The organism is Pseudoduganella lutea, assembly GCF_004209755.1.
Taxonomy (GTDB): Bacteria; Pseudomonadota; Gammaproteobacteria; order Burkholderiales; family Burkholderiaceae_D; genus Rugamonas; species Rugamonas lutea.
In genome coordinates this window covers 2,379,732-2,398,055 of sequence record NZ_CP035913.1, presented here as the reverse complement: position 1 = coordinate 2,398,055, position 18,324 = coordinate 2,379,732, and the positions used below count along the sequence as shown (strand labels likewise).

The window sequence follows — 18,324 nt, the reverse complement described above, 5'->3', positions numbered from 1 at the left end:
TATCAGGTTGTCATGGCTTTGGCGGCGGCACCCGGATAGGGCACCGGCAAAGGCGCCGCGCGCTGGACGGTGGGACTGTCTCTGCGAGCAACGGCATTCTACAGGCGCCCCGGCAAGGTATACTCGGGGCGCCCACAACTTCCGACCACCATGGCACCTTCCAGCGACAAGCCCGCCGACAGCGCCAGCGCCGTCTTCGACGCCATCCATGAAATCATGCACCTCTACCGCGCGCAGCAGTACCGCGAACTGCGTGCCGGGCCGCACGACGTCACGCACATCGAAGCAAAGGTGCTGGGCTATTTCGCCCGTCACCCCGGCGCCACGCAGAGCGATCTGGTTGCCCGTTCCGGCCGCGACAAGGCGCAGCTGGCGCGGCTGGTGCGCGGCCTGCGTGACAAGGGATGGCTGGAGGCGACGGTGGACGAAACGGATCGCCGCAGCACGCGGCTGCACGTGACCGAGGCGGGCAAGGCGCTGGCCCGTACCCTGCAGCGCAGCGGCGAGCACCTGGCGCAGGTGGCGGTGGCGGGGCTCGACGAGGGGGAGCGCCGGCAGTTGCTGGCGTTGCTGGAGAAGGTGCGCGTCACCTTCGACACGCAAGCGTAAAGGGCCGGCGCAAGGTCAGCGCAGGGCCGGAGCAAGGGTCAGCGTAACACCAGGGCCAGCGTGGCCGTGGCGCACGCCACGACCGCGGCGGCGGCGGCGGTATGCCGCGCATGCTGCGCCGCATAGGTCATCACGGCCACCGAGCCCCAGGCCGCCACCGACAGCACGCCGCACCACAGCACGATCGCCTGGCCGGCATTGTGCATCTCGTGCACCGCCAGGCAGCACCACAGGGAAATCGCCAGCGCGGCGCTGCCGCCCAGCTGGAGCAGGCGGCGCAGCGTGGGGGCCGGCATACTGCCGCGCCCGTGGATGGCTTCCCAATGCCGGTCCATGGCCAGGCCCAGCCCGCCGAAGCCGGCGGCGGCGGCCCCCAGCGCGGCGATGGTGAAGAAAATGACAGCACTCATGCGTTGCTCCCGGCGAGTTCAGGTTCTTTCGGCGTGGCCCGGGCGGCTTTCGGGGCCTTTTCCTTGCCGAGGTAATGGCTGCTGTACAGCAGGAAGGCACCCAGCAGCAGTGTGACGACGTCGAAGCCGGCCACCGCCCAGATGCCCTGGGCGATGCTGGTGCCGAGGTGCGCGCCGCCGGTGGCGCCGTTCAGCAGCGGCAGCAGCGCGAATGCCAGGCCGCCGAGCGCCAGCTGTAGCCGCCACATCGGGCGCCCCGGTTTCACCAGCGCGGCAATGGCGGCGATGCCCCAGGCCGTGAAGAACCAGCGGATCTCCGCTTCCGGCCGCTGCGCGATGCCCGTCTCGATCAGCCGGTTCGCCCAGAAATACACGGCCATCGCCAGCGGCAGGCCGGCCACGGCGGCGATGTTCAGGCCATCGACGAGGCGCAGGCTGAAGCCGGTCTTGCCGGCATGGGCCTTCAGGTGCTTCGGGCGTTCCTTCACGGCCCACAGCAGCAGGCCCGTGGCCACCATCAGGCAGCCGGCCAGGCCGCAGGTGAAGAACAGCCAGCGCGTGAACGGGTCGCTGAAGCGCGCCACGTGCAGGCCGTACATGACGCCCCGGGTATCCTTGGCGGCACCGCTGTGCGCCGATGGCGCGGACACCACGCGGCCGGTCACGCCGTCGAACACGATGGTCGGCACGTCGTAGCTGATGGCGTGGCCGGTCTGCTGCGTGATCGACACGGTGGCGTTTGCATCGTTCGGGAAGGCGACGGTGACCCGGCCCACCGGTGCGCCGTTCCACGCGCGCGACGCCTGCTCGACCATCGGTGCCAGCGGTGCCAGCGGCGCAGGCACGCGGGCCGCCTTGGCATCGGCCGGTGGGCTGTTGAACAGTTCGGAGAAGAAGGTGTCCTGCTTGTCCTGGTACACCGCCTGTATGCCCTGCGGGAAGTACATGAACATCAGCGTCAGCAGGCCCGTGTACGTGATCATCAGGTGGTAGGGCAGTGCCAGCACGGCGGACACGTTGTGGAAGTCCAGCCATGAGCGCTGGCCCTTCTTCGGGCGGAACGTGAAGAAGTCCTTGAAGATGCGCTTGTGCGTGACGATGCCCGACAGGATCGCCACCAGCATGAACATGGCGCAGAAACCCACGATCCAGCGGCCCCAGATCGCCGGCATGTAGTGCAGGTCGAAGTGCAGGCGGTACAGGAATTCGCCGCCGCGTGTTTCGCGTGGTGCCGACAGTTCGGCACCCGTGGCCGGATCCAGCGTGAGGCTCTTCAGGTTGCGCCGCCGGCCACCGCCTTCGCCCGGAGGCGGCTTGGCGTTGTAGCTGACGCGCAGCCCCGGCTCGCGCTCGGTCGGCAGCGTGATGAACCAGCGCTGCGACTTCGGCGCCTTGTCCTGCAGCGTCGCGACGGCATTGGCCACGGCCAGTGCCTGCGGTACCGCCGCATGCGCCACGCCATGCAGCTCGGGTTTCATCCACAGCGTGATCTCGTCACGGAAGTAGCTGGCGGTGCCGGCCGCGAACACCATGAACAGCACCCAGCCGACCAGCAGGCCGGACCAGGTGTGCAGCCATGCCATCGACTGGCGGATGCCGTCCTTCATGCGGCCCCCTTCGACAGCAGCAGGATGGCGGCCGGCAGCGCGCCGGCAATCGCCAGCCCGGCAATCGCGCGCAGCGCCGTGCGGGCGCCGAAGCACCACATCGCCGCGCACGGATAGATCACCAGCGCCGTCATCGTCGCCGTCAGCGCCGCCTCCACGCGCACGGTAGGCAAGGTCAGCGCCAGCGCCGCCGCCCACGCCGCCGACAGCGCATAGCCGCCGAAGATCGCGGCCAGCGCGCGCACGGCCACGCCGGTGAGGTAACGCCAGCCGGGGCCGGGCTTCCTGGGTTTGGCGGCGGGCGCCATCGTTGATTGTACTTGCATGGCTGGCTTGTCAGGTGGCGCATGTCGGCGAGACGGACATGCGGATCGGTTTGGGGCTTGCGCTGAATACAAATGAGAACTATTCTCAATTATGACAAGCTTAAACTGAATATGCAAGATCGGAATCCATGCTGAATTTAGTTGACCAGGTCAACCAATCGACGTCAGAATGGGGGACTTTATCAACTAATTGAATCGGATGGATAGGATGGATAGTCCAGTCAACGAAGCGGCGGCGAGCCGGGTACGGCGCGTGCGCCACGAACTGAAGCGGCGCGATGTCGAGGTGGTGAACGTGGCGCCGCTCGGCGCGCACTTCGTGGCGGTGACCTTCCGCGGCGAAGACCTGGCGGACTTCGTGTCCGCGTCATTCGACGATCATGTGAAATTCATCTTCGACGACCCTTCCGGCGAGCCGGTGCGCCGCGATTACACGCCGCGCCGCTACGATCACGCCGCGCGCGAACTGACGATCGAATTCGCGCTGCATGGCGACGGCAAGGCATCGGGGTGGGCGCGACAGGCGGCCGTGGGCCAGCGCGTCACGATCGGCGGCCCGCGCGGCTCGATGATCATCCCGGCCGACTATGGCTGGCACCTGCTGGCTGGCGACGCCACCGCGCTGCCGGCGATCCGGCGCCGCCTGGAAGAGCTGCCGGCGGACGTGCGTGCGATCGTCATCGTTGCGCACGATGACGACGTGCCTCTCACGAGCGCCGCCCGGCTCGACGTGTGGCAGGTGAGCGACGGCGCCGCGCTGGTCGAAGCGATCCGCGCCATGCCGCTGCCCGGGGGCGATGCATTCGTGTGGTTTGGCGGCGAGGCCGCGATCGCGGCGCGGGTGCGCGACGTCGTCCATGGTGAAAAGGGATTCCCGCGCACCGCCAGCCGGATCTCGGCCTACTGGAAGCAGGGCGCTTCCGATCACCACGAGGATCTGTAGGCCGCTTCAGCGTGCGGCTTCAGCGTGCGCATTCGTTGGCGCCGGATGCCGCCCGAAGCACGGCGCACCCAGCACCCGCATCGCGATCTCGCGCGGTACGCCGCACTCCTGCATGAATTCCAGCGCTGGCGTCACGCCATCCGCCAGCGATAGCTTCACCCCTGTATCGACGCATTGCGCCATGCGCCAATTGGCACGGGCTTCGTCGTAGACTGTGTCGTTCATGGCAGCCTCCGTTCTGTCCGGTTGCAGCCATCATACCAATTCCACGACTTGGCACGCTTACTTCAGAAAGTACATTAAGTTTTTGAGATTGTTGAGTCGCGCGCCGACAACTCGGCGATACAGGAATATTCCCGGAAAACCGGTGACACAGAATGTTCCAGGAAAACCGGTGACAGACACCGGTTCTTGGGGAACGACTGTTCCAGGAAAAACGGTGGCGCAGCAGGTGTTTCGCGGAGCATGCTCCGCGCCTGCGTAGCGAATGGTGGCATGCATGCCACCATCCAGCCCTGTCACCGGTTTTTTTTGCAACGGGTCAGAACGCGTGCTTGATGCCGGTGATGATGCCCGTCTGGCCCATGCCGGCGCCGACGGTGCCGCCGGCGGAGAGGGCGACGGCGGCGGTGCCGTCGTTGTCGATCCGGCCGCCGGCCACGTACACGGCGGTGCGCGTCGACAGCAGGTAGGTGGCACGGAGCAGCGCCTGCTTTGTGTCGTTGCCGGTGGCCCGGTAATCGAGCTTGCCGACCTGGCCATCGATCACGAGCAGCGGGCTCACGTTGTACGCGGCGCCCAGGTAGTACAGCCGGCTCTTCGGCTGCGTGGCCGAACCCTCGTTATCGCGCAGCAGCACGCCGCCGCCCACCTTCCAGTCCGCACCCTTCACCAGGCCCGCCACGTGCAGGCGGCTGTCCGTCTTGTCGCTCGTGTTCAGGCCATTGGCGGCCGTGGGGCTGCCGTGGATCCGGTCATAGGCGGCCACCACCGCCCAGGTGGGGCGGTCGTAGCGCAGCAGCGTCGACCATTCGCGGCACGCTTGCGCATCGGTGGCGGATTCGCCGGCGCAGTTGGTGCCAGAGGCGCCGCCGGCGGACGACGTGTCGCGCCCCAGGCTGTACGTGGCGCCGAGCGTGACGCCATTGAACGTGCCCTTGTAGGCGATGGAATTGTCGCTGCGGCCGTTCGGCACGGCCGGATCGAGCGCCCCCAGGCCATACTGTGACGGGCCGAACACGTCGACGTCGAACGACGACACGTACAGCATGTTGTAGTTGCGGCCGATCGTCACCTGGCCCCAGCTGCCGGCCAGGCCCACCCACGCCTGGCGCCCGAACAGCCGGCCACCCTGGTTGATGGTGCCGGAATCGGGCGCGAAGCCGTTTTCCAGCGTGAAGATGGCTTTCAGGCCGCCGCCCAGGTCTTCCGACCCCTTGAAGCCGATGCGCGACGGGAACATGCCGCCGCCCAGGCTCGGGCTGCGCGTGACGCCGTTGCCGGCCGCGTCCGCGTTCGTGTAGTGCTCGACGGCCCCGTCGATCAGGCCGTAAATGGAAATGGACGTCGGGGAAATGGAACTCTGCGCCTGCGCCGGCAACGTGGCGGCCATCGTACACGCGGCGATGGCGGTGGCGATCAGGGTTTTTTGCATGGTGTCTCCTCGATTGAATCGGATGGTGGTTTGTGCAGGGATGAGCGGCGCCGTGCCCCAGCCGGGAAGGGGGGCGGCACCACATGGATCAGGGGAGCGGGCCGCGGGCACGCGTTCGGAAAATCAGGACTTCGGCTTGTTCCAGTCGGCGTCCTTCGCGGAGCCGCCGACCGAGTACAGCGCCTGCGTGTTGCGCGTCTTCTGGAAATCCTCCAGCGACTGGCCGCGCATCGCCGCGTAGATGTGCAGGTTGGAGACGCCGACGGCGGCGCCCAGCTTCTCGAGCAGGAAGAAGATCACGCCGTAGCGGATCATGCCCTGCCAGTCGCGCGCGGCGATCATCCGCCGCTCGATGGCCGTGAGGCCCGCGTCGTCGTACGTGGCTTCCGGCGCTTCCTTGAAGCGGGCACGGAATTCGGGCTTGATCAGCTGGTGCAGGTACTTGTTGATGCGGTAGGCGCGCGAGCTGGTCTCCAGCGTGAACGGGTAGGTGCCTTCCAACGCTTCGGCGCCCTTCGTCTGGTGCGCGATGTGCTCGCGGTGCCGTTCGATCGCGCGCTGGTGCAGCGCCGGGTCCACCGCAACGGCGTTCTCGTAGATCGACACGGCGATGCCGGTCATCGATGGCAGGTAGTACTCGCGGTGCAGGCAATTGACCTTACCGGCCATCGCGCCGCGCATGATCATCCACATCACCACTTCGGCGCTTTCCCAGCCGCCCAGGCGGGCGAAGTCGGCATGCGTCAGGTCCAGCAGCGCTTCAGGATCGGCTTCGAACATGTCGAGGAAGCGGCTGTCCCACGCGGTGTTGTTGAAGCCCGCGCGTTCGCCGTGCACCTGGTGCGACAGGCCGCCGGTGGCCACGATCGCCACGTCCAGGTCTTCCGGGAAGCTTTCGATGGCGCGGCGCAGTGCCTGGCCCAGCTTGTAGCAGCGGCGGCCGGACGGCACGGGGAATTGCAGCACGCCCACCTGCAGCGGCACGATGCTGCCGGGCCACGCACCGGCTGCCCCCTGGCCATCGTGCGGCCACATGATCGACAGCGGCGAGAAGCAGCCGTGATCGAGCGGCTTGTCCTGGAAGAACGACATGTCGAATTCGTCGGCCATTAGCGACTGGCCGATGTGCTGCGCCAGCCCGGTGTGGCCGGCGATCGGCGGCAGGTCGCGCGCGCCGCCGCCTTCGTCGGCCGGCCTGTATTCGTTGCCGATGCCCAGCGCGAACGCCGAGTAGTGGTCGAAGAAGAACGATGTCACGTGATCGTTGAAGATCATCAGCAGCACGTCGGGCTTCTTGTCGGCCAGCCATTGCTGCACCGGTTCATAGGCCTTGAAGATCGGAGCCCAGACGGCGTCGTGCTGCTTGTTCGCGTCGAGCGCGAAGCCGATCGTGGGAGTGTGGGAAGACGCGATCGCGCCGATGATGTTAGCCATGGTGGTTCATTCCATTACAGTGGTTCAGGCCGCGAGGGTCGGGACAATAAGGTCAGGCCAATAGGGTCAGGCGATGGCCTGGCGTTTCCTGCCCAGCGTGGCCGCGATGATCGCGATCGCGGCAAGGGTCGCCGGAATCGCCAGGATCGAGATGACGGACGAGAAGCCCCAGCCCATCGTCAGCAGCATGCCGCCCAGGAAGGAGCCGGAAATGCTGCCGAAGCGGCCGATGCCCAGCATCCAGGACACGCCGGTGGCGCGTACCGCGGTCGGGTAGCAGGACGGTGCGAACGCGTTCATGCCGGTCTGTGCACCGCTCATGCAGAAGCCTGCCAGCAGCACGAAGACGACGAACAGCGACGATTCCACGCTGGACGATGCCAATATCAGGATGAAGGCGGCGCCACCGATGTAGGCGGTGGCGATCACCTTGTTCGGCACCCAGCGGTCCATGAAGAAGCCGACGAACAGCGCGCCCACGGTGCCGCCCAGCTGGAACAGCGCGGTGATGTTGGCAGCGCGCTCGATCGGCAGGCCGGCATCCTTGATCAGCGTGGGTAACCAGCCGCTCAGCAGATAGATCACCAGCAGGCCCATGAAATACGTGGCCCACAGCGACAGCGTGGTTTTCCTGAATTGCGGCGACAGCAGCGCCCTGGCCGGTGCCGCTTCCTTCACGGCCTGTTCGCTGTTCGTATAGGCGGCCGCTTGCGGAATATCTTTGCCGCAGACCCGCCGCAGCGTGCGGGCGATGCGCTCGGCGGGGAACTTCTTCGTCACCAGGAACTGCGTAGATTCCGGCACCAGCCACAGGTAGAACGGCAGGCAGGCCAGCGGGATCGCGCCGCCCACCATCAGCACGGTGCGCCAGCCATGGTCGGGCAGGATCGCGGCGGCGCCAAAACCCACCAGCGCCGAACCAAGATTAAAACCCGTAAACATCACGGCCAGCAGCGTGCTGCGCGATTTCTCGGGCAGATATTCGGACAGCAGCGTGGTCGTCGTCGGCATGGCCGCGCCCAGGCCCAGGCCGGTCAGGAAACGCAGCACCGATAAGGTAATGACATCGGTGGCGAAGCCACACAGCAGGCTGAACAGGCCGAACCAGAAAATCGACGACATCAGCAGTTTCTTGCGGCCATAGCGGTCCGACAGCGGGCCGACGAGCAGTGCGCCGATGGCCAGGCCGATCGGCGCGGCGCTCATCACCACGCCGAACGCCGCTTTCGAAATGCCCCATTCCTTCGTGATGGCGGGCGCGAGGAAGCCCATGATGGCCACGTCCATGCCGTCGGTTGCCACGATGAGAAAGCAGAGGACCAGCAGCAGCCACTGGTAGCCGCTCATGCCGCGGCCGTTGATGGTAGCCCGAACGTCGAGCGATTGTACGGTATTCATTAAGTCTCCAGTCGGTAAACACCTGTTTTGGTCTGGACGGCGCATGGGGCTGCGCATTGCGTGTCCCGTGATGCTCCGCATAAATATGGGGCACCACTGCAAACAAGTGTACGTTTTGGAGGCACTGCAAGTATTGCCATTACCTGCCGCAGCGTTGCAATCTGCTTATCGGCCTGTGAATGAAACGTAAAGGAATGTAAAGCATGGGAAGCGTTGGTAACAGGCTCCAGCGCCGGAAATGTTTCAAAAAAAACCGTGACAGACACCGGTTCTGAAGAAACGTTCCAAGAAAACCAGTGTCTGTCACCGGTTTTGACGCCAGCGCGCACTGGCGGTGTCGATCTCGGCCAGCAGCGCGTTGGCGCCGGGCGACAGGTGGGCGCCGCGCCGGGTGATCAGGCCAATGCGGCGTTCGAGTCCGGCCATGTCATAGGGCAGCACCGCCAGCTGTCCTGTCGCGATTTCATGGTGCAGCTGGTGCGCGGAAAGCACGGTAAGCATGTCGCTTTCCACCAGCAGCCCGCGCAGCAGGGCCAGGTCGCCCGTTTCGACGGCGGGTTGTGGCGTTGCCACGCCCCGCTCGCGGAAAAACGCTTCGAGCGATTCGCGCAGTGGCGTGCCGGCGCGCGACAGCACCCATGGCCAGCCGGCCAGGTCGGCGTCATCGACGCGACGCTTGCCGGCCAGCGGGTGGCCGCTGCGTGCCACCAGCGCCACGCGATCCTCGATCAGCACGCGGTCGTCGAACGCATCGCCGGCGCCAGGGCGCAGGGCACCCACGATGAAGTCGACGCGACCCGACAGCAGCCCGGCCGTCAGTTCCTCGTACGGGCTTTCGAGCGAGCGGATACGCAGCCGCGGATGCTTCTGCAGCACGGCCGCGATGGCTGCCGGCAGCAGTTGCGAACGCGCCAGCGGCAGTGCGCCGACGGTGACGACGCCTTCCACCACGCCCGCCAGCGCGGCAATGTCTTCGGGGATGTGCCGCAATTCCGCCAGCACCCGCTCGAAACGCTCTACCCAGCGGCGGCCCGCATCGGTCGGCACCATCCCGTGCGCCGTGCGCAGGAACAGGGGCTGGCCCAGCATGTCTTCCAGCCGCGCGATCGCCTGGCTGACGGCCGACTGCGACGTGCCCATCGCACGGGCCACCGTGGGCATGTGGTGCACCTCGGCCAGCAGCGCCGCGGCGTGCAGGCGGCGCTCGTTCAGCAGCGCCTCGATGCCGCCCACGTTGCCACCCGCATTGACTCCACCTTTGTCTCCCATCCTGCGTATGCGCACCGCGTCGTCGCGCACGTCGCGTAATTCTCCTTCGATGCGGTCGGCACGCAGCTTTGCCAGGTGGCCGGCCGCCGTCAGTAGCATGCCGCGGCCCTTGCGCTCGAACAGCAGCACGCCGAGGCTCGCTTCGAGCGCCGTGACGGAACGCGCCACGGCGCTCGAAGCCCGGAACAGCGCATCGGACGAGCGGCGAATGCCACCAGTGGCGGCAACGACGGAGAACGCGTGCAGGTGGCGCAGGCTGACAGTTGTCATGGGCGGTGAAAATGATTCGATAAGAGAATTAGAACAAAACGCCGGGTACAACGCAACCACGCCCAGGGTGACCGCACGGATACTGGCCGCATGACCACCAATCGCCCATCCGCCATGGACCATGCTCCCTCCGACCTGCGCGCCGTGCCCTGCATGCTGATGCGGGGCGGCACGTCGCGCGGCCCGTTCTTCGTCGAGTCCGACCTGCCGGCCGATCCGGCGCAGCGCGACAGGCTGCTGCTTGCCGCCATGGGGTCGCCCGATCCGCGCCAGATCGACGGCCTGGGCGGCGCGCATCCGCTGACGAGCAAGGTCGGCATCGTACGCCGCAGTACCACGCCGGGCGTGGACCTCGATTTCCTGTTTGCCCAGCTGCAGCCGGATGGCGACACGGTGGACGTGACGCCAAACTGCGGCAACATGCTGGCCGCCGTTCTCCCGTTCGCGCTGGAACGTGGCCTGCTGCCGACCGGCCACGGCATGGGTGAAGGTTTCACGACGGCGCGCATCCTTACCCTGAACACCGGCATGCGGTGCGACGTGACCATGCCCACGCCCGAGGGCCGCCTGCAATACACCGGCACCGCGCGCATCGACGGCGTGCCGGGCACCGCGGCCCCCGTCAGCATCGCTTTCCTCGAAACGGCTGGTTCCGTATGCCCGTCGCTGCTGCCGAGCGGTCGCGCCCGCGACCGGATCGATGTGCCAGGCCTGGGCACCGTCGAGGCCACGCTGATCGACAACGGCATGCCGATGGTGCTGGTGCGCGCGGCGGACTTCGGCATCACCGGCCGGGAAAACGTCGCCGAACTGAATGCCCACGCGGCGCTGAAGGAAAAGCTCGAAGCGCTGCGCCTGACCTGCGGCCCGCTGATGGGCCTGGGCGACGTGAAGGCGAAGAACTACCCGAAGATGTGCCTCGTGGCGGCGCCGAAGGAGGGCGGGGCGATCGCCACGCGCTGCTTCATCCCGCACGTGTGCCACGACGCGATCGGCGTGCTGGCGGCCGTCACCGTCGCTACCGCCTGCGTGCTGGAGGGCTCGATCACGCAAGGCATTGCCGCCGTGCCGGCCGGCCGCACGAAAGCCGTGTCGGTCGAACACCCGACCGGCGAATTTTCCGTCGAACTGGAAGTCGACGGCCAGCAGGTCACCCGCGCCGCGCTGCTGCGCACGGCCCGTCCGATCATGCGCGGCGAGGTCCTGGTCCCCGACCTGGGCTGATACCGAATAATCAAAGGAACACGACATGAAGCAAGCACTGATCATCGACTGCCACGGCCACTACACGACGGCGCCGAAGGCGCTGGAAAACTGGCGCAACGAGCAGATCGCCAACCTGAACACACCGGAACTGGGGCCACGCGTATCGGACCTGAAGATCTCCGACGACGAGCTGCGCGAAACGATCGAAACCAACCAGCTGCGCCTGATGAGGGAGCGGGGTTCGGACCTGACGATCTTTTCGCCGCGCGCCAGCTTCATGGCACACCATATCGGCGACTACAACACGAGTGCCACCTGGGCCGCGATCTGCAACGAGCTGTGCGCCCGCGTGGCGCAGCTGTTCCCCGACCACTTCGCCACGGCGGCGATGCTGCCGCAGTCGCCCGGTGTGGACCCGGCCACCTGCATTGCCGAGCTGGAAAAATGCGTGAAGGACTATGGCGCCGTGGGCCTGAACCTGAATCCGGACCCCTCGGGCGGACACTGGACGGCGCCGCCCCTGTCCGACCGCCACTGGTACCCGGTCTACGAAAAGATGGTGGAATACGACCTCCCGGCGATGATCCACGTCTCCACGAGCTGCAACGCGTGCTTCCATACCACCGGCGCGCACTATCTGAATGCCGACACCACGGCGTTCATGCAATGCCTGACCAGCGACCTGTTCAAGGATTTCCCGACGCTGAAATTCCTGATCCCGCACGGTGGCGGCGCCGTGCCGTACCACTGGGGCCGCTTCCGCGGGCTGGCGCAGGAAATGAAAAAGCCACCGCTGGCCGAACACCTGCTGAACAATATTTTCTTCGACACCTGCGTGTACCACCAGCCGGGCATCGACCTGCTGACGAAGGTGATTCCGGTGAAGAACGTGCTGTTCGCTTCCGAGATGATCGGCGCCGTGCGCGGCATCGACCCGGAAACGGGGAACTACTACGACGACACGAAACGCTACATCCAGGCCGCGAACCTCACCGACGAGGAGCGCCTGGCGATCTTCGAAGGCAATGCGCGCCGCGTGTTCCCGCGCCTGGACGCGCAACTGGCAGCAAAAGGACGATAAGGGAAATGAGCATGACCGCACCAATGATGAACCAGCTCGGCATCGTGAAGCGCAACATCGAACGGGCCGACCCGGCCGCCGTCGAACAATTGTCGAAGTTCGGCAGCGCCACCGTGCACGAGGCGATGGGCCGCGTGGGCCTGCTGAAACCCTATATGCGCCCGATCTGGCAGGGCGCGGAAGCGACGGGCACCGCCGTCACCGTGCTGCTGCACCCCGGCGACAACTGGATGCTGCACGTGGTGGCCGAGCAGATCCGGCCCGGCGACATCGTGGTGGCCGCGATCACGGCCGAGTGCACGGACGGCTACTTCGGTGACCTGCTGGCCACCAGTTTTTGCGCACGCGGCGCGAAGGGGCTCGTTATCGATGCCGGCGTGCGCGACGTGAAGTTCCTGCGCGAGATGGGCTTTCCCGTGTGGAGCAAATGCATCAGTGCCAAGGGCTGCATCAAGTCCACGATTGGCTCCGTCAACATCCCCGTGCTGTGCGCGGGCGCGCTGGTGAATCCGGGCGACGTGATCGTGGCCGATGAAGACGGCGTTGTCGTCGTGCCTGCCGCCGATGCCGCACGCGTGGCCCAGGTGGCGCAACAGCGCGAAGATCTCGAAGGCGAGAAGCGCGCGAAGCTGGCCAGCGGCGTGCTGGGGCTGGACATGTACAGGATGCGTGAGCCGCTTGCCGCGGCGGGGCTGAAGTACATCGACTGAAGCAGGTCAGGCCCGTGTGGCGAGGAATTCTCCCTTGCCCACGGGGACCAGGCTGCACGCGAAGCCGTCGTCCCGCACGGCCTGCATGAAGGATTCCATCTCCTCCGCATGCGAGACTGCGTTGTCGACCACCAGGAGGCCGCGCGGACGCAGCACGCGCCGGATCTGCGGCCACCATCCTTCATACTGCGTGCGGTCCGAATCGAGGAACACCAGGTCATAGGCCGCATCGCCGGCCACGCGCAGCACTTCGCCGGCATCGGCATTGAACGCATCGATCCGCTCACGCAGGCCGGCGCGTGCAAAGTTCTCCTGCGCCATCGCATACTTGGCGTCGAGCAGTTCCACCGTCGTCACCTTGCCGTCCTCCGCGCCGAGGGCATCGGCCAGCCACAGCGTCGAGTAACCGTTCGACGTGCCGATCTCGAGGATGTCGCGGGCGCGCGTGGCGCGCACCAGCACGGCCAGGAACTCACCCGTATCGCGCGTGATGTTCAGCATGCGCTGCGCGCGGGCCGGATCGCCATGCCCGATGCCGTCATCGTTCTCGGCACCGAATCGTTCGAGTTCTTCCAGCAGCAGGTTCAGGTCGGCGTTCATGGGGGCTCCTTTGGGATGTGCCGCCATGCTGCCAGAAGTCGGGGAAGGATGGCCACGCGGATGCCTGCAGGCCCGCCCATGTCGGGCCTGCAGGCATCCGGCCGCTGTCGCGACCGGAAGGAATGTGGTGCCGGTATATTTCCCGACCGCCGGCGCCGGTAGTGACAGCTTGCGCCGCCAGTGTTGCCCCTCTCCACAGAAGCAGGCGTATTGTGCCGCGCGAATATGACAACAGTTTGACCTGCGCCCCTGTTGCCCGGTCTAATACCGCATGACCAATGAATCCCTCCTGCGCCAGGCTGTCGCGCACCACCAGCGCGGCGAACTGGCCGAAGCCGATGCGCTGTATGCGCAAGTCCTCGAACGCGATCCGGCCAGTTTCGACGCGCTGCACCTGTCCGGCGTGATCGCGCGCCAGCGCGGCCATGCGCAGCGGGCGCTCGAACTGATCGGCCGCGCGATCGCGCTGGACGGCACGCGCGCGATCGCCCACTGCAACTACGGCGCGGCACAGCAGGATGCCGGCAGCGACGAGGACGCGCTGGCCAGCTACGAGCGGGCGCTGGCGCTGCAGCCGGCGTATCCGCTGGCGCTGTGCAACCGCGCCAATGCATTGCGCCGCCTGGGCCGCCTGGATGAGGCGCTGCACGGTTACGCGGCCGCGCTGGCCCTGTCGCCGCGCTATCCGGAGGCGCTGTGCAACCGCGCACTGGCATTGCAGGAACTGGGCCGGCACGACGAGGCGCTCGATGGCTTCGCGGCCGCGCTCGATGCCCGGCCCGCTTATCCGGAAGCGGTCAATGGCGCCGCCGTGTCGTTGCTGGCCACCGGCGACGCCGACGGGGCGCTGCAGGGCTTCGACCGCGCGCTGCAATTGCGGCCCGCCTATGCCGAAGCCTGGTGCGGGCGGGCCGGGCTGCTGCTGCATGACGGCCAGCCCGAAGCGGCGCTGGACAGCTGGCACCGGGCGCTGGCGGCGCGCCCCGGCTATGCGCGGGCGCAGCTGGGGCTGGCGAACACGCTGCGCGCGCTGGGCCGGCACGAGGCGGCGGTCATCGCTTACCGGCAGGCGAAAAAAGTGGGCGCCGATGCCGCCGCGGTCGACTACCTGCTGGCCGCGCTGGGCACCGGCACCGCGCCGCCGGCATCGCCGCCGGAGTACGTGGCGGCGCTGTTCGACAGCTACGCGCCGCGCTTCGAACGGCACCTGGTCGATGAACTGCGCTACCGCACGCCGGAACTGCTGGTCCGGCTGCTGGCGCGGCACCTGCCGGAAGGCACCCTGCGCGACGTGCTGGACCTCGGTTGCGGCACCGGCCTGTGCGGCCCGCTGCTGCGGCCGTTCGCGCGGCACCTGGCCGGCGTCGACCTGTCGCGCGCGATGCTGGCCCGGGCCCGCGCACTGGCGGTCTACGACGAACTGGCCTGCGCCGACATCGTGCCGTTCCTGCAGGCCGGCGACCGCCAGTGGCAAGTGCTGGCCGCTGCCGACGTGCTGGTCTATGTCGGCGATCTCGATGCGCTGTTCGGTGCCGCGCGGCGGGCACTTGCTCCCGGCGGCCTGTTCGCGTTCTCGGTCGAGGCGCTGGACGAGGGCACGCACGCGCTGCGCCCATCCGGCCGCTATGCGCATGGCGCCCCGTACCTGCGCGAGTGCGCAGCCCGCCATGGCTTCGCGGTACGCGCGCTGGAGCCGTGCACGCTGCGGCAGGACAGCGGGGCGGGCGTGGCCGGCCTGCTGGCGGTCATCGCGCCCGAGTAAAGGGCAGAGGGCTTACGAAATCGCCTCGGCCTTTACACGGCCGCCGGGCTTGCGGGACAATGACCCGACCATTGCCCTGACAGGAAAACCCCAACGTGTCTCCGCTCGAGATCGCGGCCAATGCCGTGATGGCCGTCTCCATCGTGCTTGCCGGCCGCAACAACGTTCATTCGTGGTGGATCGGCATCGTCGGCTGTGCGCTGTTCGCCGTGCTGTTCCACGGCGTGCAACTGTATGCGGACGTGACGCTGCAGGTGTTTTTCGTGCTTACCTGCATCGTTGGCTGGGTGCAGTGGTTGCGCGGCGCCCGTGGCGAGCCGCTGCCGATCACGTCCGCCAGCCCGCGCACCGTGGCGGCGCTGGCGGCGGCGGGCGTGGTGGCCACCGTGGCCTATGGCCTGATGCTGCGCGAGTTCACCGACGCCTACGCGCCATTCATCGATTCGGCCGCGCTGGCCTTTTCCGTGGTCGCGCAATTGCTGCTGATGGGGCGGCGCATCGAGACGTGGCCCGCTTGGCTGCTCGTGAACACGGTGTCGGTGCCGCTGTACGCCAGCCGCGGGCTGTACCTGACGGCGGTGCTGTATGCCGGTTACTGGATCAACGCGCTGGTTTCCTGGTGGTGGTGGCATCGCCAGATGACCCGGCAAGCCTGAACGGCGCCGTTGCCGGCTGGACTCTCAGGCCGATTGCCGGCCATCCTGTGACGGCATATAGGCCTGTCGGGCGGGTTCCTCGGTCTGGTCCTGCGTGGGAGCGCGATGTGACCGCGGCGCCAGGTTCAGGTGCACGTGGATGCGCGCGGCAAGTTCGGCCGGCAGGAAGGGCTTGCTGACAAAGTCGACGCCGCCGATCGACAGGCCCAGGATGCGGTCTTCCACCGATTCGGTGCCGCTGACGAAAATGATCGGGATATCCTGCGTGGCCGGGTTGGCCTTGAGCAGGCGGCAACACGCATAGCCATCCATGTCGGGCATGCGCACGTCGAGCAGGATCAGGTCGGGGTGCCGGGCCAGCGCGAGGCGATAGCCTTCGGCGCCATTGAAGGCAACACAGACCCGGTAAGGCAATTCGCTGAGCAGGTCGGCCAGCATGCGCTGTTCGAATGCTGAATCGTCCACGATCAGGATATTGTGCACGGTGGCGTCGGTAGTCAGGTACATAAGAAATGGCAGCGAAATAGCGGCGAATTGGCGGCGGCGCGGACTCCGCATATTATGCGCCGGATTAAATAAAAAATATCACGGTTCGCATTGGTCAATCAATTTTTCTCACGTTGCAAAAGGCGAGTCGTGCACGTGGCGCCCACTCTTGCGCATAACGCTGAGCATATTGCAAAAAAACTGGCTCTTTTATCCCGTCGGTGATTATTCGATAGTTTGTTGGACCCTTTTTCAGGGTAAAACGTCACCTATGTTGCGCTCGTTCGTTTTCTAATGTGCACAAGTGGGAGGAATAATGAAACATACCGATTTTGGCCAAATGCCCTGTCCGATCGCGCGCAGCCTCGGCAAGGTTGGCGAATGGTGGAGTATTCTCATCCTGCGCGACGCGTTTTACGGGCTGAGCCGGTTTGACGAGTTTGAAAAAAGCCTGAAGATCGCCCCCAACATGCTGACCCGGCGGTTGGCGGGGCTGGTGGCGGGAGGGCTGATGGAGAAGCGGCAGTACAGTGCCCGGCCGCCGCGCTATGAGTATCTGCTGACCGAGAAAGGTCGCGCATTCAAACCCGTCCTGCTGGCGTTCGTGGCATGGGGGAATGAACACCTGGCGCCGGAAGGTGCCAGCCTGCTCGTGGTGCACCGGGAAACCGGCCAGCCGGCCGAGCAGATCCTGGTGGACAAGGTCAGCGGCCGCACGATCAGCGACGAGGACTATGTGTTCGCACCAGGCCCGGCGGCCCCGGAAGTAATGCGGGCGCGGCTGCGCGAAGTCAGCCAGCGCGTGCCGTTCATCAAGCATCCGGGTGGTAATGGAGTGGTCGGCCCAGGCCATAACCAGCCACAATAATCGTCGTCCAGGGGCGCCGGCCGCTTTGCGCGGCCGGCGCCTTTTTTGCGGGCCCCGTCTGCTGGTCCCGTCTCTTTCCCGCGTCACTCTCCGCCGCCGGCTCCTAATGTGCGGCTCCATGGCACGTTCCGCCGTAAAATGCCTATCCAAATTCATAATAAGCATAACGTTCCTGAAAGCGGGCTCCGTCTTCGTTGTTTATTTACCGTAACCCTACGTAATTCCGAACAACCTCAACAACCGCAGGGAGAATGCAATGAACAAGGCAAGAATGTGGAAGAGCTACCTGGGCGTGCCGCTGCTGGCCGTCCTGATGGGCATCGGTTCGGCCCATGCCCAGTCGCTGGCGAAAGCCGACGAAAAAGCGTTGAAGGACATGGCGATCGCCAACATGGCCGAGGTGGCAACCGCCAAGATTGCGCTGCAGAAATCACAGAATGCCGAGGTGAAGGCGTTTGCCCAGCAGATGGTCGACGACCACACGAAAGGGCTCGACGAAGTGAAGGCCGTGGCGCAGGCCAAGAACGTGAAGCTGCCGGACGAGCCGGATGCGAAGCACAAGGCCATGGCGAAGAAGCTGCAGGCCATGTCCGGCGAGAAGTTCGACAAGGCCTATCTCGACATGGCCGGCGTGAAGAGCCACAAGGAAGCGCATGCACTCGTCGTGAAGACCCAGTCGAACGCCAAGGATGCGGACGTGAAGGGCCTGGCCGCGAAACTGCAACCCACGATCGACCAGCACATGGGCCACGTGGAGCAGCTGGCGTCGAACATGAAGGGCATGAAGGCCGGCACCGCGATGGGCGCTTCGGGCACGGGCGCCACGGGCGGCTCGTCGATGTCGCAGGGCAAGGACAAGACCAACACCCAGCAACCGTCGAGCGGCAACACGGATAACCCGGTCAACCCGGCCAATCCCACGACAAATCCGGCAACGAGCCCGACGAAGTAACAGCCATCGACAACAGCCATTGCCGGGCAACCGGCGCGGGCATCATCGACAAGGGCCCGGCGCACGCGCCGGGCCCTTGTCAT

General features: G+C 66.2%; 19 protein-coding genes. 9 read left to right on the top strand and 10 right to left on the bottom strand.

Annotation, left to right across the window (positions count from 1 at the left end; genetic code table 11):
* The first annotated feature begins 150 nt into the window (after nt 1-150).
* Nucleotides 151-609 (top strand): MarR family winged helix-turn-helix transcriptional regulator, encoded by a 459-nt coding sequence (locus tag EWM63_RS10105; protein ID WP_130186398.1) that lies wholly within the window; start codon nt 151-153, stop codon nt 607-609.
* A 38-nt stretch (nt 610-647) separates the two neighbouring features.
* Here the strand turns inward: EWM63_RS10105 and EWM63_RS10100 are convergent, their stop codons facing one another.
* The 3 genes from EWM63_RS10100 to EWM63_RS10090 are packed head-to-tail and all read right to left on the bottom strand — an operon-like array spanning nt 648 to nt 2,952.
* Nucleotides 648-1,019: a DUF3325 domain-containing protein gene (locus tag EWM63_RS10100; protein WP_130186397.1), complete on the bottom strand. Its 372-nt coding sequence runs from the start codon at nt 1,017-1,019 to the stop codon at nt 648-650.
* Nucleotides 1,016-2,626, bottom strand: coding sequence for a PepSY-associated TM helix domain-containing protein (locus tag EWM63_RS10095; RefSeq protein WP_130186396.1), 1,611 nt, complete (start codon nt 2,624-2,626; stop codon nt 1,016-1,018). The genes EWM63_RS10100 and EWM63_RS10095 overlap by 4 nt, the downstream gene beginning before the upstream one ends.
* Entirely contained in the window at nt 2,623-2,952 is a 330-nt protein-coding gene (locus tag EWM63_RS10090; protein WP_307720849.1) for an iron transporter, read from the bottom strand. The genes EWM63_RS10095 and EWM63_RS10090 overlap by 4 nt, the downstream gene beginning before the upstream one ends.
* Nucleotides 2,953-3,160: 208 nt before the next feature.
* Between EWM63_RS10090 and EWM63_RS10085 the strand changes: the two genes are divergently transcribed.
* A complete protein-coding gene (locus tag EWM63_RS10085; RefSeq protein ID WP_130186395.1) occupies nt 3,161-3,895 on the top strand; it encodes a siderophore-interacting protein in 735 nt (244 codons plus the stop codon).
* Between the two features lie 6 nt (nt 3,896-3,901).
* On the opposite strand, the gene EWM63_RS10080 is transcribed toward EWM63_RS10085, so the two are convergent.
* The 5 genes from EWM63_RS10080 to EWM63_RS10055 form a co-directional block, all read right to left on the bottom strand.
* Nucleotides 3,902-4,120 (bottom strand): hypothetical protein, encoded by a 219-nt coding sequence (locus tag EWM63_RS10080; RefSeq protein ID WP_130186394.1) that lies wholly within the window; start codon nt 4,118-4,120, stop codon nt 3,902-3,904.
* Between the two features lie 316 nt (nt 4,121-4,436).
* Nucleotides 4,437-5,549: a porin gene (locus tag EWM63_RS10070; RefSeq protein WP_130186392.1), complete on the bottom strand. Its 1,113-nt coding sequence runs from the start codon at nt 5,547-5,549 to the stop codon at nt 4,437-4,439.
* 123 nt (nt 5,550-5,672) lie between these two features.
* Complete coding sequence (locus EWM63_RS10065) at nt 5,673-6,983, bottom strand: gallate dioxygenase (RefSeq protein ID WP_130186391.1); 1,311 nt, start codon at nt 6,981-6,983, stop codon at nt 5,673-5,675.
* 66 nt (nt 6,984-7,049) lie between these two features.
* Nucleotides 7,050-8,381 carry an MFS transporter gene (locus EWM63_RS10060; protein ID WP_130186390.1) on the bottom strand — a complete coding sequence of 444 codons (1,332 nt, stop codon included), beginning with the start codon at nt 8,379-8,381 and terminating at the stop codon, nt 7,050-7,052.
* Between the two features lie 303 nt (nt 8,382-8,684).
* The gene (locus tag EWM63_RS10055) at nt 8,685-9,920 is read right to left on the bottom strand and encodes a LysR family transcriptional regulator (protein WP_130186389.1); all 1,236 of its coding nucleotides are present in this window, start codon (nt 9,918-9,920) and stop codon (nt 8,685-8,687) included.
* 90 nt (nt 9,921-10,010) lie between these two features.
* Between EWM63_RS10055 and EWM63_RS10050 the strand changes: the two genes are divergently transcribed.
* The 3 genes from EWM63_RS10050 to ligK are packed head-to-tail and all read left to right on the top strand — an operon-like array spanning nt 10,011 to nt 12,917.
* Nucleotides 10,011-11,144 carry a 4-oxalomesaconate tautomerase gene (locus EWM63_RS10050; protein ID WP_207221268.1) on the top strand — a complete coding sequence of 378 codons (1,134 nt, stop codon included), beginning with the start codon at nt 10,011-10,013 and terminating at the stop codon, nt 11,142-11,144.
* 37 nt (nt 11,145-11,181) lie between these two features.
* Complete coding sequence (locus tag EWM63_RS10045) at nt 11,182-12,207, top strand: amidohydrolase family protein (protein ID WP_130190305.1); 1,026 nt, start codon at nt 11,182-11,184, stop codon at nt 12,205-12,207.
* Between the two features lie 26 nt (nt 12,208-12,233).
* Nucleotides 12,234-12,917, top strand: a complete 684-nt coding sequence (gene ligK / locus EWM63_RS10040) for a 4-carboxy-4-hydroxy-2-oxoadipate aldolase/oxaloacetate decarboxylase (protein WP_130190304.1) — start codon at nt 12,234-12,236, stop codon at nt 12,915-12,917.
* A 6-nt stretch (nt 12,918-12,923) separates the two neighbouring features.
* On the opposite strand, the gene EWM63_RS10035 is transcribed toward ligK, so the two are convergent.
* Complete coding sequence (locus EWM63_RS10035; RefSeq protein ID WP_130186388.1) at nt 12,924-13,517, bottom strand: O-methyltransferase; 594 nt, start codon at nt 13,515-13,517, stop codon at nt 12,924-12,926.
* Between the two features lie 271 nt (nt 13,518-13,788).
* Here EWM63_RS10035 and EWM63_RS10030 point away from each other — a divergent pair, with 271 nt between their 5' ends.
* Complete coding sequence (locus EWM63_RS10030; protein WP_130186387.1) at nt 13,789-15,279, top strand: tetratricopeptide repeat protein; 1,491 nt, start codon at nt 13,789-13,791, stop codon at nt 15,277-15,279.
* A gap of 95 nt (nt 15,280-15,374) precedes the next feature.
* Nucleotides 15,375-15,935 (top strand): nicotinamide riboside transporter PnuC, encoded by a 561-nt coding sequence (gene pnuC / locus EWM63_RS10025; RefSeq protein ID WP_130186386.1) that lies wholly within the window; start codon nt 15,375-15,377, stop codon nt 15,933-15,935.
* Nucleotides 15,936-15,959: 24 nt separating this feature from the next.
* Here pnuC and EWM63_RS10020 read toward each other — a convergent pair whose 3' ends face one another.
* Nucleotides 15,960-16,442 carry a response regulator gene (locus tag EWM63_RS10020; protein ID WP_130186385.1) on the bottom strand — a complete coding sequence of 161 codons (483 nt, stop codon included), beginning with the start codon at nt 16,440-16,442 and terminating at the stop codon, nt 15,960-15,962.
* A gap of 295 nt (nt 16,443-16,737) precedes the next feature.
* Between EWM63_RS10020 and EWM63_RS10015 the strand changes: the two genes are divergently transcribed.
* Together EWM63_RS10015 and EWM63_RS10010 are read left to right on the top strand one after the other, a co-directional pair.
* A complete protein-coding gene (locus EWM63_RS10015) occupies nt 16,738-17,289 on the top strand; it encodes a winged helix-turn-helix transcriptional regulator (protein WP_130186384.1) in 552 nt (183 codons plus the stop codon).
* A gap of 256 nt (nt 17,290-17,545) precedes the next feature.
* Nucleotides 17,546-18,241 carry a DUF4142 domain-containing protein gene (locus EWM63_RS10010; protein WP_130186383.1) on the top strand — a complete coding sequence of 232 codons (696 nt, stop codon included), beginning with the start codon at nt 17,546-17,548 and terminating at the stop codon, nt 18,239-18,241.
* Nucleotides 18,242-18,324 lie beyond the last annotated feature (83 nt).